Genomic DNA, 16,711 nt, shown 5'->3' with positions numbered 1-16,711 from the left:
AATGAATGGGGAATAAGATTTTTTTTGTCCGATATTCGATACCGTGTTTTTAAAATATGACCCACTGTACTATTTACGGTCGATACCAACGTTTTTACCTGCATGCGGATCATTGTTTTATTTTAATTAAGGGACATACATACGGAAAGGTGAGTGTTGATAAGTTTGTTTCCTTAAAAAGGACAATTAAAATATCTTTGTTTGATTGCGTAAGGCATGTTCAATAAAATTTAAGGGTGCATGGCCAGTAAAAAAAAATCGAACAAAAAGTAATTCAGAAAAAAAGAACATCGAATGAAATTTATAGTATCCAGTACTTATTTACTAAAACAACTTCAGGTTTTAGGTGGGGTCATCAATAACAGTAACACCCTTCCGATCTTGGACAATTTCCTTTTTGATTTACAGCAGAATAAATTGACGGTTTCAGCCTCCGATTTAGAAACCACAATGAGCACTGTTCTCGAAGTAGATTCTGACAACGAAGGAACCATTGCGGTACCCGCAAAATTATTATTGGAGACCTTAAAGACCTTTCCGGAACAACCATTGACTTTTGTTGTGGAAGATAACAACACTGTTGAAATAAGCAGTAACCATGGTAAATATGCCTTGGCATATGCAGATGGGGCAGAATTCCCCAAGGCTGTTGAATTGGCCAACCCCAGTTCTACCGTTATTATGGGCGATATTCTGGCCACCGCCATCAATAAGACCATTTTCGCTGCCGGGAATGATGACCTTAGACCGGTAATGAGCGGTGTGTTCTTTCAGTTTTCCCCTGAGCATTTGACCTTTGTGGCCACAGATGCCCATAAATTGGTGAAATACCAAAGAGCGGACGTTACCGCTTCCCAAGTGGCAGAATTCATCATGCCCAAAAAACCATTGAACTTATTAAAAGGGATTTTGGCTGGTAGTGAATCCGAAGTTACCATTGAATACAATGACAGTAATGCCAAGTTCAGTTTTGAGAACACCGAACTGATCTGTAGATTGATAGATGGAAAATACCCGAATTATGAAGCGGTGATTCCAAAGGAAAATCCCAATAAATTGACCATTGCCAGAAATCAATTCCTAAGTTCAGTTAGGCGAGTATCTATATTCTCTAACAAAACCACACACCAGATCAGGTTAAAGATCGCTGGTGCGGAATTGAATATTTCAGCCGAGGACATTGATTATAGCAATAAGGCCGAAGAACGTTTAACCTGTTCTTACCATGGAGATGACATGCAGATCGGCTTCAATTCAAGGTTTTTGACCGAAATGTTGAACAACTTGAATTCCGATGAAGTATCCTTGGAAATGAGTTTACCCAACAGGGCAGGTATCCTAACCCCTACAGATGGTTTGGATGAAGGCGAACATGTGACCATGTTGGTTATGCCGGTAATGTTGAACAGCTAAGAAATCATCGACCACATTCCAAATAAGAAAGACCACTGAGATAGTGGTCTTTTTTTATTTTAAGTAAAAATGTTTCTTAAGCAATAAATCGGATCGTTCCGAAGTAACTTGGTGATTCCCCATTACTGGCCCGTACGGCATTCACAATGGGCATGATCAAGGAAAGCATCCCTGCGAAAACCAACAGTAATATTCCCAGACCCAATAAAAGGATACTCGGTATACCTATTACCAAATAAAGGATAAGACTCAATTGTAGGTTAATGACAGATTTACCATGTTCGTTCATTCCAAGAACCGCATCCTTATTGGTAAGCCAAAGGATCAGGGGTACAATAAGACCTCCAAACCCCGTTACATAATCTAAATATTGGGTCAAATGTGTAATGACCAAAAGTTGCCGATCTTCTCGAAAAGTGATGTTTTTGCTTATAATTTCCATTTTTTTGATTGATTTTAGATGAATAACTATATATAAGACGCAAAAACAAAGTTTTTGTTACAAAGAACCCTAAGGCTATTTATCCTTATTGAGTTTATTAAGTTTTACCTTATCCTTGGCTATTGAAGCCTTAAGTTTTTCTTTCTTAGCCTCCATCTTCTCAATATCAACAGGAGATAATTTACCTTTTGCCTTTCCTTTTTCCAATTTATCCTCTAAGGATACTATTTTACGTTCATTTTTAGCAATGGCTTTTTGCTTTTCCCTTATACTTTGATCCAATTTATCGGCCTGTTTCTTTTTCTTGGCTTCCTTTTTCGCTTCTTTCTCTTTTTTAGCGGCTTTCTTTTCTTCTTTTTCGACCTTTTTGATTACCGCTTTCCGCTCTAACTCGGCCTCCTTTTCTATATCGGAAGTGTTACGGACTTCGGTTTGTGCCGATGATACCTGAAAGGCAATGACAAATAATAAAGTGAAGATAATCTGTTTCATTCTAATAAAATTATATGGTTAATGTTGGGGCGAATATATAAAATTCAATGATTGCTATTCAATATTATAACACGACGTTAACAGCCATGAAATATAGCCTTGATTTGCCTATTTTTGCCTTAAAATAACATCTCATGAATTCTATGGATACTATTGTTGCGTTAGCGACACCTGCAGGTGCTGGGGCCATTGCCGTAATTCGGGTATCGGGCAAGGATGCCATTACATTGGCCAATAGTGTATTTACATCCATTCATGGGAAGGATCTTACCCAGCAGAAAAGTCATACGATTCATTTAGGCCATATTATGGATGGAAAGAAAACCTTGGACGAGGTCTTACTTTCCGTGTTCAAAGGCCCTAATTCCTATACAGGGGAAAATGTAATCGAAATATCCTGTCACGGATCACCCTATATTCAACAACAGATCATCCAATTGTTCCTTCGTAAGGGATGCCGAATGGCCGATGCGGGGGAATTTACCCTTCGTGCCTTCTTGAACGGAAAGCTGGACTTGAGTCAGGCAGAAGCCGTAGCCGATTTAATTTCAAGTGAAAACGAAGCATCACACCAAATAGCCATGCAGCAAATGCGTGGTGGTTTCAGTAACGAAATCAAAATGTTGCGGGACGAACTATTGAATTTTGCCTCCTTGATCGAACTCGAACTCGATTTTGCCGAAGAAGATGTTGAATTTGCCGACCGTTCCCAATTCAAGGCACTTTTAAATAGGATCCAAGAAGTCCTGAAAAGATTGATCGACTCTTTTGCTGTCGGTAATGTGATCAAAAACGGAATTCCCGTGGCTATTGTCGGGGAACCCAATGTAGGTAAATCAACGCTACTGAATTCCCTGTTGAACGAAGAGCGCGCCATAGTTTCCGATATTGCAGGTACGACCCGCGACGCCATTGAGGATGAAATGAACATTGGGGGTATTGGTTTCCGTTTCATTGATACCGCAGGTATTCGCGAGACCAAGGACGTGGTCGAAAATATCGGCATAAAAAAAACCTTTGAAAAAATAACCCAGGCCCAGGTAGTCCTGTTTCTTCATAGTGCCGAAGAATTCAAAAAGTCGGAAATAGACCTTAAAAGCCTACAGACCGAAGTTGGTAAAATAGCCACCAAACATCCAGATAAACCTTTAGTTATCCTAGTGAATAAAATCGATATTCTAAGTGAAAAGGAAAGGGAATCCCTAAAGCAACTCCTTACCAATGTCGATGGTACTACCTTTCAAATGATTTCTGCCAAAACCGGTGAGGGAGTCGAAGCCCTAAAAAACCAACTTCTGCATTTTGTGAATACCGGTGCCTTGCGAAACAATGAGACCATTGTCACCAATACCCGCCACTATGATGCCCTTTTAAAAGCATTGGAAGAAGTACAAAAAGTTCAATTCGGACTCGATAATGGGATATCCGGAGATCTTTTGGCCATAGATATTCGCCAAGCCTTGTACCATTTTGGTGAGATTACCGGTGAGATCACCTCTGATGACCTCTTGGGAAATATCTTTGCAAATTTCTGTATCGGGAAATAACCATTACAAAAAAATGCCTTGGAATCGCTCAATTTATCAATACTTTCAACCAATTAAATTATAGTATGCCCAAAAAAGTAATAACATTCGGAGAAGTAATGATGCGATTGTCCCCACCGGGGTATTCAAAATTTTCCCAAGCAACTTCTTTTGATCTTGTTTATGGGGGTGGCGAGGCAAATGTAGCCATATCATTGGCCTATCTTGGTATGAAAGCGGCCCATGTAACCCGTTTCCCTGATAACGCACTTGGTAAGGCGGCCACACAATTCTTACGTAAACATTGGTTGAGCTCCGAACACATTATCTATGGTGGAAATATGATAGGCAAGTATTTTCTGGAAAAAGGTGCCGTTCATAGATCTAGTGAAGTCATTTATGAAAGGGAAGGGTCTTCCTTTTCTTTAATAGAACCTTCGATGATCGATTGGGAAGTTGTTCTTAAAGATGCGGATTGGTTTCATTGGACAGGAATAACACCGGCCATTTCCGATGGGGCCGCAATGTGTTGTTTGGAAGCCATTAAAACCGCGAACAGAATGGGCATAACCGTTTCAGGGGATATTAATTCCCGTAAAAATATGTGGAAGTATGGGAAAACCATGCAAGAAGTAATGCCGAAATTGGTAGAGCATTGTGATATTGTAATCACTAGCAGTCGGGGCATTCATGAGATGTTCAACATTGGACAAACCGGGGACAAATTTCGGTTTATGGCCAAACAACTAATGGAAACCTTTCCAAGAATCAAAAAAGTAGTGGGAAAGACCAGAAGATCCATAAGTGCATCACACCAACAAATTCAAGGTAAAATGTGGAACGGTACGGAATATATCAAAACCGAGACCTTGAACGTTACCCACGTTGTGGATCGTGTGGGCACGGGAGATGCATATGCAGCCGGACTAATTTATGGTCTATTGCATTATGGGAAAGATATGCAAGCATTGGACTTTGCCACTGCGGCATGTGCCCTTAAACATACAATTTTGGGCGATGTGAATATCGTATCCTTAGACAACGTAATAAGCTTGATGAGGGGTGATACTTCTGGGGCCATTCGAAGATAACAGGGCACTTTCATTAATTGGGAAAGAACAGTATACCCAAACCTAATTCAACGATCTAAATTCATTGGGGGAATACCCAACCCTTTGTTTAAAAAGTCGGCTAAAATGCTGTGGATATTTAAAGCCAAGTTCATAAGCCACCTCACTTATTGACTTTGCCGGATCAAAAACCTTCTCCTTGGCAACCTCTATCAATTTATCCTGAATATATTCCTGTGCGGATTTCCCGGTTTCCTTTTTGACCATATCCCCAAAATAATTGGAAGAAAGATGAAGTTGATCGGCAAAATATCCTACAGAAGGTGTACCATGTTTTTGTGGTTTGTCCGATGTAAAATAGTTCATCAACAAACTGTCGAACTCCTGTAAAGAACCCTTATTTACATTCTCCCTTGTAAGGAATTGACGGTCATAAAAACGCACACAATAATCCAGAAAAAGCTCAATGTTGGCCACAATCAATTTTTTACTGTGCTTATCTAGATTCTGATCAAGTTCAAATTGAATTTTTTCGAATAGCCCCAATATCACTTTTCTTTCCCTTGCAGAAAGATGGAGCGCCTCTTTGGTCGAATATGAGAAAAAATTATAGTTGTCCATTTTTTTTCCTAAATCGGTTCCCAATAGCAAATCCGGATGAAATAACAATGCGTATCCTTTAGGTACGTAATTGGGATCATAATCACCTAATTCAATCGTTTGGTTAGGACTCAAAAAAACAAGGGTACCCTCATCATAATCATAGGGTTTACCTCCATAGGTGATCTTACACCCCATAGCATCCTTTAAAAATATGGCGTAACACTTATAATGAAAGGCATCATATCCATCATTGGTATATCCTTCTTCGCCCAAATCATTAAAATCGATTATCCCTACCAACGGGTGCAACACCACACATCTGCGCAATTTAAAATAATCGGCAACCGAATTTACATGTAAAATATTAGCCATAACCCAATTTAATTTAAGTAAATATAAGATATTGGATATCAGTATTTAAAACAACAATCGTAAAATCCGTAATAATGGTATGAACATCCGTAATCTGGGTATTACTTAACGGGTATCCAATCAATACTTTTGGAATATGGTTACGGACAAATCCAGAATAACATATAATCTAAATCTAAAAAAGGTTCTTTTAACAGGTGCCCTATTGTTTGGGTTTAATATTGCCTTAGGCCAAAATGTCCAAAAAAGCCATATGGCCAAATACATCACGGAAGAAATTGTATTGGACGGTAATATGAATGAAGCTGTTTGGGAAGAAGCTGAAACAGGTGGGCACTTTTGGCAATACTTTCCTTCCGATAACGAGCAGGCCAAATACCAATCAAGTTTCAAAATTCTTTATTCCAAAAAAACCCTCTTTATAGGCGTTCGTGCCGAAGCGGCAAATGGCAACTATGTGGTTTCCTCTCTAAAAAGGGATTTTAGTGCATTGACCAATGATAATTTTTCTTTGTTGTTCGACACTTTCAGTGATGGCAATACGGCTTTCTTTTTTGGGGTTACCCCTTACGGAGTGCGACGGGAAGGTTTGGTCTCTGCAGGTGGCGATGATTTTAACAACACCTGGGATGTAAAATGGCAAGCAGAGGCCCAGCGCTTCGATGACCATTACACTATAGAGATCGCCATACCCTTTACCTCACTAAAATTTGCGGAGGGTTCTACAAAATGGCGCTTTCGTCCCTATCGCTGGAACCACCAATCTAACGAACAAACCACTTGGAACCGTATACCCCAACAGCAAAAACTCTCAAGCTTGGCCTATATGGGGGAACTCAGATTTGAAAATCCCCTAGGCAAATCGAGAACCCCCTTCGCCTTAATACCTTATTTTAATACACTCAGTGATAAAGACTATGTGACCGATGACTCCAAAACAGATTTAAAAGTCGGTGGTGACGCCAAAATTGCAATTGGTGATGGTATGAACCTTGACCTTACATTTAACCCCGATTTCAGTAATGTCGAAGTAGATGATATTTTCACCAATCTAACACGTTTTGAAATTTTATTACCTGAAAAACGACAATTCTTCATTGATAATAGTGATCTATTTTCTTCTTTTGGAAATTACTTCAGTGAAGGCAGTCCGTTTTTTTCTAGGCGAATTGGATTGGCAAGGGATCCTTCCGGGAATTTAATCCAAAATCGAATAATTGCCGGTGCCCGTCTTAGTGGAAACTTAAACAAAGATTGGCGGTTAGGATTTTTAAACCTTCAGACCGAAGAAGACCCCGATAATGAAATTGCCTCTGACAACAATATGATGTTCGCCTTGCAAAGAAAGTTGGGAAGCCGCTCCAATATTGGGGTTTTCATAGTGAACAGACAGACTTTTGGAGACTATGTTTTCTTGGATGACAGTGAAAGATATAACAGGGTAATCGGGGCTGACTATAATTTGGCGACCCAAGATAATACATGGGCGGGTAGGTTCTATGTACATAAGTCGTTTCAACCAAACGATTCTAAAGGTAATCTTGCTTCACAAGCCGCCTTGGTTTACAACAAGAACAATTGGTATATCGGAAGTGAGGCATTTTATGTAAATGAAGGTTTTCAGGCAGATTTAGGGTATATGCCCCGAAAAGATATTTTTAAGTTCGGAACATTGGTCCAACGGTATTTGTATCCCAAAAACAGGGATTTTTTGAACAGACATAGTTTTCAGGTTATTTATAACGACTACTGGAAACCAAGCAGTGATTTTAAAAAAACGGACAATCGAATAATCGCATCTTGGATTGCTGAATTTAAAAATCAATCCGATTTAACCTTAGGTTATTCCAATGAATACATTTTTCTTTCCAATGAATTTGACCCAACCCGTTCAGAGAATGCCGTACCATTACCCATCAACTCTGACTATCGCTTTAACCGATTCAATTTTGAATACCAATCAAACAACACTAAACTGCTCACCTATGGGGCCAATGCCACTGTGGGTAGTTTTTACAATGGGGATATTGTCTCTTTAGGAGGACAAATTGCGTATAGAATACAACCTTGGATGCAGTTTAGCATGGCGATTGATTATGACGGGATTCGACTACCAGAACCTTATGAAAGTGCCGATATTTGGTTGGTTACGCCCAGAATGAACGTGACCTTCAACAAAAAGCTGTTCTGGTCTACATTGATACAATACAGCAATCAACGAAACAATCTGGGTATCAATTCTCGCCTCCAATGGCGTTTTGCTCCGTTGTCAGATCTATATTTGGTCTACAACGATAATTATTTCACCGAAATTTTCGCCCCTAGGTTTCGGTCCATCAACCTAAAACTTACTTATTGGTTGAATCTTTAAAATAATCGATATGGATAAAAAAGCCTAATTTGTAGTTTGAATAAATCCTAAGTATTGCCATCATGAAAAATACGTTAACGTTAAAATTGCTAACCTGTCTGATCTCTCTGATGAGCCTTACCCTTTATTCAAATGTAGGTGAACCCAAAGTCCTGACAGCGAAAGAAAAATCAATAGTTACCATTTCGACACTGACCGCAAATGGAGATTTGGAAAATCTTAAAACGGCCATTACCGATGGACTAGAAGTGGGTTTAACAGTAAATGAAATCAAAGAGGTTATCGTGCATATTTATGCCTATTGTGGTTTTCCACGAAGTATTAGAGGACTCCAAACGGCAATTGCGGTTCTGGATGAACGAAAGGCGCGAGGTATCATCGATGATATGGGAAAAGAAGCTTCCCTTATCAAGGACAATAGGCCTAAGTATGATCGTGGTAAAGAAAACTTGGAAAAACTGGTCAATGCAAAGTTGAACGGACCCCAAAAAGCATATGCCCAGTTCTCCCCAGAGATAGAGGTTTTCTTAAAAGAACATCTCTTCGCCGATATATTTGAACGCGATGTACTCAATTTTAGACAACGTGAACTTGTCACGGTAGCAGCCCTCATTGCCGTAGGCAAGGTAGAACCCATGATACGCTCCCATATGAATATCTGTTTGGTACAAGGAATAACCCCGAATCAACTATCTCATTTGGTTAAAATTACGGAGCAATACATCAAAAAGAATAAAACAAGCGCAGCAAAACAAGTATTGGATCAATTACTCGATAGTCTTAAACTTTCTATCGAAGATGCTGACGAAAACAAAAGGGACAAACCAAAAGAAACCAAATCGGAATTCATCATCCGCATTTCAGAAATAGAAGTACATCCCGAATTTCTTAACGAGTACAAGGCTATTTTGAAGGAAGAAGCAGCAGCTTCAGTAGAATTAGAGGCCGGGGTCATCTCTATTTTTCCCATGTTTGAGGAAGAAAAACCTTGTCATTTAAGGATTTTGGAAATCTATGCCGATTTAGGCGCATATGAATCCCACCTGCAAACACCGCATTTCAAACATTATAAAACCTCAACGGTTAAAATGGTAAAGTCATTGCGGCTAGTGGATATGGAAAGTTTGGATGTAGAAACCATGGATGGAATATTCAAAAAATCAAAACAATGAAAAAACCAATTGCACTACTTGGAATAGTACTTGCTTCATTAGTACCTCTTAATCATCTAAGGGCACAAACTTCCGAAAAGCAAGAGCCGATTATGATAGAGAGACAAGGTAGCTTTGCCATTGGTGGTTCGGTCATAAAGAATCCTGGCACGTTTGACCCTATAGAGCGAACACCGGAAGGTCAGACTTTTCATGGTGACCATGCCTACGTTTTTTACCAAATACCTGTAGAAACCCGAAAATACCCCTTGGTCATGTGGCATGGTTTCGGTCAATTTTCGAAAACATGGGAAACTACACCTGACGGACGGGAAGGCTACCAGAACATATTTTTACGACGTGGTTACAGCGTTTATTTAATGAACCAACCAAGAAGGGGAAATGCAGGCCGAAGTACAGAACAAGCTACCATTATACCTACCCCGGATGAGCAATTCTGGTTCAATATATTTCGAATTGGTGAATGGCCTAACTATTTCCCAGAAGTACAGTTTGCCAAAGATGAGGAAACCTTGAATCAATATTTTAGGCAAATCACCCCTAATATCGGAGGATTTGATAAGGAGGTGGTTACTGATGCCGCATCCCAACTTTTTGATAAAATCGGGGAAGGTATTCTCGTTACCCACTCACATTCAGGAGGTTTCGGATGGGCAACCGCTATAAAAAACCCGAAAATAAAAGCCATTGTTTCTTATGAACCTGGCTCGGGTTTCCTTTTTCCAGAAGGTGAAGTCCCTTCCCCTATTGCAAATTCAGCAGGTCAATTAGAAGCTCTCGGTGTTCCCAAGGAAGAATTTTTAAAACTGACGAAGATCCCTATCATTATATACTATGGCGACAATATTCCTGAGAAGCCCGATCCAAATCCTGGAATCGATGGCTGGCGTGCAAGATTGGAAATGGCAAGACTATGGAGCGACACCGTAAACAAACATGGCGGAGATGTAACGGTTGTACACCTACCGGAAATCGGAATCAAAGGCAATACCCATTTCCCGTTTTCCGACTTGAACAACGTGCAAATTGCGAACTTAATGTCAAGTTGGCTACAAGAGAAAAAACTGGATTAATATCCATAAAATAAAACAACAATGAAAAAATCAAAGACAAAAGTATTTGTGTTTATGTGCATACTAATCAGTCTTCAATGGTCCGTTGCACAAGAAGTTGACACAAAAAAAGAAATCAAAGAACTTTCAATGAAAAAGTGGCAATGGATGGCGGACAAAAATGCTGACAGTCTTGCCATTCTTTTCCATGATAAGGCCAAATTCGTTCATATGGGAGGCACATGGGGCAAGGACCGTGAAGTGGATATCATCAAAAGTGGAGGCATTCATTACAAAAAGGCAGATGTACATGAAGTGATGATAGAAGTGCTGAATGAATTCACCGCAATAATCTGGAACCGAATTACCCTTGTGGCCGTTGTCGGGGGTAATGAAGTAACAAATCCGTTTATGGTAACAGAAGTGTATACCAAAGAAAACGATACTTGGAAACTGGCCGATTTGACCTTTAGCAAACTTCTGGTTCGGGAGTAAGTGGGTGGAATAATATCAAAGAAATAAACAACCCTATGAGATCTAATGTAATCATACTGTTAATGGCCACTACCCTAATTTTGAATATAGCCTGTAAAATCGATTCCCCAAAAAACAAGGATTCAACTATCGAATCTTCCGCTTTACTATATGATAAAGGAATGAAGATAGAAAATAGCAATTTTATCGGCAATGCTTTTTTAACCGGATTGGTCAAGGCGGATAGTATCAATACCAATGCAGTGGGTAATGTTTATTTTGAGCCCGGAGCTAGAAGTAACTGGCATCTTCACCCGGCCGGACAAATTCTACTTGTAACTGATGGCGAAGGATACTATCAAGAAGAAGGAAGCCCCAAACGGATATTAAAAAGGGGTAATGTGGTCAAATGCCCTGCAAATACCCCTCATTGGCATGGTGCCAGTATTGATAGGGAATTTGTACAAATAGCAATAACGGGTAGACAATATGGCCCTACGGAATGGCTACGTCCTGTTACCGACGAGGAATATAATTCACTAACAAGTACAGAATAATCAATTGCCTCATATACATTGTATAATATAAACATTCAAAATTAAAATTGAACACAACCTGTTTACGCTAAGGGGTTGATTATTAATTCAATAAGTATTTAACATTTTTTTAATCAACACCTTAACAATCCTACTGGTTTATCTAGGATTATATTTCGTAACTTCAACTCATTCATTCACTTATACTTAAATCATGGCTAGTTTTAATTTGAATATCAACGGAAAATCGCAACAAGTGGAAGTTGACCCCTCTACCCCTATTCTTTGGGTACTGCGTGATCATCTTGATCTTGTCGGCACTAAGTACGGATGCGGCATTGCCCAGTGTGGTTCGTGTACCATACACGTAAATGGAATGGCGGTAAGATCCTGTCAATTGCCTGTTTCCGCTGTCGGCAATCAAGAAATCACTACAATTGAAGGCTTATCGGAAAATGTTGACCACCCCGTTCAAAAAGCTTGGTTAGAACATGATGTTTATCAATGCGGGTATTGCCAAGCCGGACAGATAATGTCGGCCACCGCATTATTGAACAGCAATCCGAATCCCACCGATGAGGAAATCGAAGGTTCCATGAATGGCAACATCTGTCGTTGTGGTACATACACCAGAATAAAAAAGGCTATAAAAACAGCGGCATCCAATATGGAAAACGCTTAAAATTACCTTCTACAACCTAAAAAAATAAAAATGACACGTATTAAGACCTCCTATAATCGACGCTCTTTTATGAAGATATCCGCAGCCGCAAGTGGGGGAATGCTCATCGGCTTTAGCTGGCTCAATGGTTGCGTACCTGCTACTCCGGATAAAAAAACCGGATTGGCCGTTCCTAAAGAATGGTTTGATATCAATGGCTATATAAAAATAGGGGATACCGGAGTGGTGACCATTTATTCCCCCAATCCCGAAATCGGTCAAAATGTAAAGACCTCAATGCCCATGATCGTTGCAGAAGAACTCGACATACCTTGGGAAAATGTCATTGTTGAACAGGCACCTCTGAACACTGGGTTCTATCAAAATCAATTCGCAGGTGGAAGTCTTTCTATACGATTGAGCTGGAACGCCCTTCGAATGGCAGGTGCTACAGGTAGGAGAATGCTAATGGAGGCTGCTGCCAAAGAATGGGGACTAGCAGTTTCCGATGTGGATGCCAAGGATGGAATGATTCATGAAAACAATGGTGAGCGCTCCGTCTCATATGGTGAAATAGCTTCGAAAGCAGTAGGTATTGAAATTCCCGAAGAAGTTGAACTTAAGGAAATAAAAGATTTCAAACTGATAGGTACCAGCAAAAAAAATGTAGATGGCAAGAAAATATTAAAAGGTGAACCTTTATTCGGATTGGATTTTAAGAGGAAAGGCATGAAAATTGCCATGATACAGCACCCACCCGCGTTTGGTATGACAGTGAAGGATTTCAATGTCGATGAAATCAAGAACATGCCAGGGGTTACCGATGCATTTATTATTGACACTACGTTGCCAGAACCAGGAATGTTCGATGAAAAAGGGTTTTTACAACTTATCGCCATTGTCGGGGAATCCACTTGGCCATTGATGCAAGCCAAAAAGGCCATTAAGGCCAATTGGGAAACCGTTGGTGCATTGGAAGATTCCGAAACCCACACCAAACGCTTGGAAAAAGCCCTGGAATCGGGGAAAGCAAGTGAAATACGAAAAGACGGTAATCCAGATGCCGCCTTCAAAAAAGCAGCCAAAGTTATAGAACGAACCTATAGCGCCCCTTTCATTGCCCACAACACGATGGAGCCTATGAATTTCTTTGCCCATGTCACCGAAAATTCCGCGGAGCTCATTGGTCCTACCCAAACCCCAGAGGCAATGGAGAAATCGGTATCAAAACTTTTGGATATGCCCATCGAGAATATTACGGTGAACATGACCCGGATCGGTGGTGGTTTCGGAAGAAGGCTCTATGTAAATTTTGGGGTCGAGGCTGCTGCTATTTCCAAGAAAATCGGCGCTCCGGTAAAATTGATATATACCAGGGAAGATGATATGTCCCAAGGAACGTACAGACCCACCTATAGGTCCAGGTATAAGGCCGGATTGGATGAAAACAATAACCTTATCGCTTTTTCCGTCAAAGGTGCGGGATTACCAGAAAGCCCAGTATTTCCGAAACGTTTTCCTGCAGGAGCAGTTGAAAACTATGTAGCGGAAAGAATTCATGGGGAAACCAATATTACAACCGGGGCATGGAGGGCCCCAAGATCTAATTTTACCGCAGGGGCCGAACAATCGTTTTTAGATGAAGTAGCAGAACTGGCCGGTAAGGACCCTATAGATTTTAGATTGGAACTGTTTGAAAGGGCCATGAACAATCCCGTTGGTGAAGAACATGATTATGAGGCGGAACGCTATGCCGGCGTTTTGAAAATGGTAAAAGAAAAATCGAATTGGGGAGAAGAAAAACCAGGGGTATACCGAGGCGTGGCCGCCTATTTTTGCCATTCCAGCTATGTTGCCGAAGTCTTTGACATGATAATGGTAAACGGACAACCGAAAATCAAAAAAGTGTGGTGCGCCGTTGATTGTGGTATTGTCGTGAACAGGGATGCGGCCAAGAATATGGTCGAAGGAGGGGTTATCGATGGTATAGGACATTCAATGTTCAGTAAACTGACCTTTGCCAATGGTGCGGCCAGTGAAATGAATTTTGATAGGTACCAATTGATACGCCATTCCCAAGTACCCGAAGAAATCGAAGTGTTCTTCGTGGAGAATGAAATAGCCCCGACCGGATTGGGAGAACCAGGTCTTCCCCCTGCAATCGGAGCATTGGCCAATGCCATGTACAAAGCCACGGGACAACGGTATTACCATCAACCTTTTGCAACGGAACGGCAGGTAATCGGCTAAAAAACCAATATACAACGTAATAAAAAAGGAGGGTATATAAATCCCAAATCTTATAAAAAACTTTCAGTAAACCGCTCAAAATGGCAGGTATACCCATTAGGGTTGCGCACCAAATAATCTTGATGTTCAGGTTCTGCCGGCCAAAACGTCGTATAGGGTTCCAAGGTCGTCACAACTTTCCCTTCCCATTTTTGTGAGGCGTCAACAATGGCCATGACTTCCTGCGCTTGTTCTTTTTCCTCTTCATTCTGAAAAAAAATGGCCGAACGGTAACTAGAGCCCAAATCGTTCCCTTGCCTATCAATGGTTGTGGGGTTGTGCATCCGAAAGAAATAATCCAGCAGCTCTTTAAATGTGGTAACTGAAGGGTCATAAGTGATTTCTATACCTTCGGCATGACCGGGGTGATTCTTATAGGTAGGGTGTTCATTTTCCCCACCGATATATCCTACTTCGGTATCCTTTACTCCAGGGCGTGTTCTAAAAAGTTCTTCCATTCCCCAAAAACACCCACCGGCTATATATGCTTTTTTATCGTTGTTCATCATCTAAGAATTTAATTGTAATGCAATATCAATATAACGGGAATGTTAGTCAATTTTAATTTCAAAAAATTACATATTGATGTGATTATTTACATCTTTTTTAATTGACCATCACCTTAATTCAAAAGAAATAAACCTACGAACTACAGGACAACATAGAACAGCCTACTTTGTTCCTTGCCCATTCGGGACGTTTGGCAAACCATTTGCCGCTATAGGGCTGCTCATCATAAGGCTTCTTCAAGAGATTGAAAAGTTCATCTAAAATAGTGTAGTCCCCTTTATCGGCGGCATCAATGGCCAATTGAGCCATATAATTGCGAAGTACGTACTTAGGATTTACGGCATTCATTCCTGCAACCCGTTCAACGTCGTTTTTCCCCTCTAATTTCAATCGTACCCTATAAGCCGAGAACCACTCTTTCCATTGTCTTGAAACTTCACCTTTAATGTCTTCAGGATGGTAAAAAGCATCTTTTATCAAATCCAATCCATCATTGGAATCATCTCCTTTAAAACCAGTAAGCAATCTAAAGAAGATAGTCATATCGGTTTCTGAAAGTTGTAGTACATCTTCCAGTTTATCTACCAAATCCTGATCATTTTCATCTGTCTTATATAAACCTAACTTAGATTTCATCATGTTCAAATAAGCTACTTTCAACTCATCTTGATATTCTGCAAGTACGGCCTGTAGGGGTTCTACTTCTTCAATAAGTGGATATAAGGCATTTGCTAGTTTCAACAGGTTCCATAGAACAACCTGAGGTTGGGTGCCATACCTATAACGCTTATGTGCTTTATCGGTTGTATTGGGTGTCCACCCGTGATCATACCCTTCTAACCATCCATAAGGGCCATAATCAATGGTAAGGCCTAAAATGGACATATTATCGGTATTCATTACCCCATGTACAAAACCTACACGTTGCCAATGCATCACCATTTCCAGGCTTTTCACGGCAACTTCCTTAAAAAAAGCCAAATAAGTATCCTTGGAAGGTTTGCCCAAATATGAAAAATAGTGCTTTATGGTAAAATCAGTTAATTTACGCAATGTTTTCACATCATCCTGTGCCGCCAATATCTCAAAATTACCAAAACGGATAAAGGATGGTGACACACGGCATACGATGGCACCTTTTTCATAAGCAGGATTACCATCGTACATGACATCCCGAAGCACTTGGTCTCCGCTTAAGATCAAAGATAGTGCCCTTGTTGTAGGTACACCAAGGTGGTACATGGCCTCACTACAAAGATATTCCCGAATGGAAGAACGTAAAACGGCCAAGCCATCTGCAGTTCTAGAATAAGGGGTCTCCCCTGCCCCTTTGAGCTGAAGCGCCCATGTTTTACCATTATTTTCTACCTCGGCAAGGTTTATGGCCCGACCGTCACCCAACTGTCCTGCCCAATTCCCAAACTGATGTCCGCCATAGCACATGGCATAGGGTTTTGTTCCTTTCATTACTTTGGCACCCGAGAATACGTTTAAAAAATCTTTTGACTTAATAGAATTCATTATCCCAAGCGCCTCTCCCATTTCTGGAGAAACATGCACCAATGAAGGATTGGAAGGCTTTTTTGGGGTAACATAAGAGAAACATGCGTTGCGTACTTGTCTTCTTGTATTCTGCTCATTAGGATCCGCCGGAAGCTCCTTATTGAATTTATCCGCTATGTTGAGTTTTAATTTCAATTTATAAATTTATCAAATAAAGGTACAACC

At 40.4% G+C, this 16,711-nt stretch carries 15 protein-coding genes; 10 read left to right on the top strand and 5 right to left on the bottom strand.

Translation table 11 applies throughout. The features are described 5' to 3' along the window. Nucleotides 1-294 precede the first annotated feature (294 nt). On the top strand, nucleotides 295-1,413 hold the full coding sequence (gene dnaN, locus R3X28_RS14750; RefSeq protein ID WP_154364828.1) for a DNA polymerase III subunit beta: 1,119 nt from the start codon (nucleotides 295-297) through the stop codon (nucleotides 1,411-1,413). 76 nt (nucleotides 1,414-1,489) lie between these two features. On the opposite strand, the gene R3X28_RS14745 is transcribed toward dnaN, so the two are convergent. Further along, entirely contained in the window at nucleotides 1,490-1,855 is a 366-nt protein-coding gene (locus tag R3X28_RS14745) for a DUF4870 domain-containing protein (RefSeq protein ID WP_154364830.1), read from the bottom strand. A gap of 75 nt (nucleotides 1,856-1,930) precedes the next feature. Then, the gene (locus R3X28_RS14740; protein ID WP_317665287.1) at nucleotides 1,931-2,347 is read right to left on the bottom strand and encodes a hypothetical protein; all 417 of its coding nucleotides are present in this window, start codon (nucleotides 2,345-2,347) and stop codon (nucleotides 1,931-1,933) included. Between the two features lie 134 nt (nucleotides 2,348-2,481). On the opposite strand from R3X28_RS14740, the gene mnmE reads away from it, so the two are divergent. Both mnmE and R3X28_RS14730 read left to right on the top strand, forming a co-directional pair. Further along, nucleotides 2,482-3,894: a tRNA uridine-5-carboxymethylaminomethyl(34) synthesis GTPase MnmE gene (gene mnmE / locus R3X28_RS14735; RefSeq protein ID WP_317665285.1), complete on the top strand. Its 1,413-nt coding sequence runs from the start codon at nucleotides 2,482-2,484 to the stop codon at nucleotides 3,892-3,894. 65 nt (nucleotides 3,895-3,959) lie between these two features. Beyond that, on the top strand, nucleotides 3,960-4,964 hold the full coding sequence (locus R3X28_RS14730; RefSeq protein ID WP_317665283.1) for a sugar kinase: 1,005 nt from the start codon (nucleotides 3,960-3,962) through the stop codon (nucleotides 4,962-4,964). Nucleotides 4,965-5,006: 42 nt separating this feature from the next. Here R3X28_RS14730 and R3X28_RS14725 read toward each other — a convergent pair whose 3' ends face one another. Beyond that, entirely contained in the window at nucleotides 5,007-5,918 is a 912-nt protein-coding gene (locus R3X28_RS14725) for a helix-turn-helix transcriptional regulator (RefSeq protein ID WP_317665281.1), read from the bottom strand. A gap of 253 nt (nucleotides 5,919-6,171) precedes the next feature. On the opposite strand from R3X28_RS14725, the gene R3X28_RS14720 reads away from it, so the two are divergent. From R3X28_RS14720 to R3X28_RS14690, 7 genes are all read left to right on the top strand, one after another. Next, on the top strand, nucleotides 6,172-8,289 hold the full coding sequence (locus R3X28_RS14720; protein WP_317665279.1) for a DUF5916 domain-containing protein: 2,118 nt from the start codon (nucleotides 6,172-6,174) through the stop codon (nucleotides 8,287-8,289). A gap of 62 nt (nucleotides 8,290-8,351) precedes the next feature. Further along, nucleotides 8,352-9,461 carry a carboxymuconolactone decarboxylase family protein gene (locus tag R3X28_RS14715; RefSeq protein WP_317665277.1) on the top strand — a complete coding sequence of 370 codons (1,110 nt, stop codon included), beginning with the start codon at nucleotides 8,352-8,354 and terminating at the stop codon, nucleotides 9,459-9,461. Next, nucleotides 9,458-10,534, top strand: a complete 1,077-nt coding sequence (locus R3X28_RS14710; RefSeq protein ID WP_317665275.1) for an alpha/beta fold hydrolase — start codon at nucleotides 9,458-9,460, stop codon at nucleotides 10,532-10,534. The genes R3X28_RS14715 and R3X28_RS14710 overlap by 4 nt, the downstream gene beginning before the upstream one ends. A 21-nt stretch (nucleotides 10,535-10,555) precedes the next feature. Further along, nucleotides 10,556-11,008 carry a nuclear transport factor 2 family protein gene (locus R3X28_RS14705; protein ID WP_317665273.1) on the top strand — a complete coding sequence of 151 codons (453 nt, stop codon included), beginning with the start codon at nucleotides 10,556-10,558 and terminating at the stop codon, nucleotides 11,006-11,008. Between the two features lie 35 nt (nucleotides 11,009-11,043). Next, entirely contained in the window at nucleotides 11,044-11,544 is a 501-nt protein-coding gene (locus R3X28_RS14700) for a cupin domain-containing protein (RefSeq protein WP_317665271.1), read from the top strand. A 193-nt stretch (nucleotides 11,545-11,737) separates the two neighbouring features. After that, nucleotides 11,738-12,205: a (2Fe-2S)-binding protein gene (locus tag R3X28_RS14695; RefSeq protein ID WP_282056683.1), complete on the top strand. Its 468-nt coding sequence runs from the start codon at nucleotides 11,738-11,740 to the stop codon at nucleotides 12,203-12,205. Between the two features lie 30 nt (nucleotides 12,206-12,235). Then, the gene (locus R3X28_RS14690; RefSeq protein WP_317665267.1) at nucleotides 12,236-14,434 is read left to right on the top strand and encodes a xanthine dehydrogenase family protein molybdopterin-binding subunit; all 2,199 of its coding nucleotides are present in this window, start codon (nucleotides 12,236-12,238) and stop codon (nucleotides 14,432-14,434) included. Nucleotides 14,435-14,484: 50 nt separating this feature from the next. Here the strand turns inward: R3X28_RS14690 and msrA are convergent, their stop codons facing one another. Further along, nucleotides 14,485-14,979: a peptide-methionine (S)-S-oxide reductase MsrA gene (gene msrA, locus R3X28_RS14685; protein ID WP_154365122.1), complete on the bottom strand. Its 495-nt coding sequence runs from the start codon at nucleotides 14,977-14,979 to the stop codon at nucleotides 14,485-14,487. 136 nt (nucleotides 14,980-15,115) lie between these two features. After that, nucleotides 15,116-16,681 carry a protein adenylyltransferase SelO gene (locus tag R3X28_RS14680; protein WP_317665265.1) on the bottom strand — a complete coding sequence of 522 codons (1,566 nt, stop codon included), beginning with the start codon at nucleotides 16,679-16,681 and terminating at the stop codon, nucleotides 15,116-15,118. Nucleotides 16,682-16,711: the final 30 nt, after the last annotated feature.

It is taken from the genome of Maribacter sp. TH_r10, from assembly GCF_033101095.1.
GTDB classification, from domain to species: domain Bacteria; phylum Bacteroidota; class Bacteroidia; order Flavobacteriales; family Flavobacteriaceae; genus Maribacter_A; species Maribacter_A luteus.
Note: the sequence above shows the minus strand (reverse complement) of the source record. Positions and strands in the feature narration are given on the sequence as shown.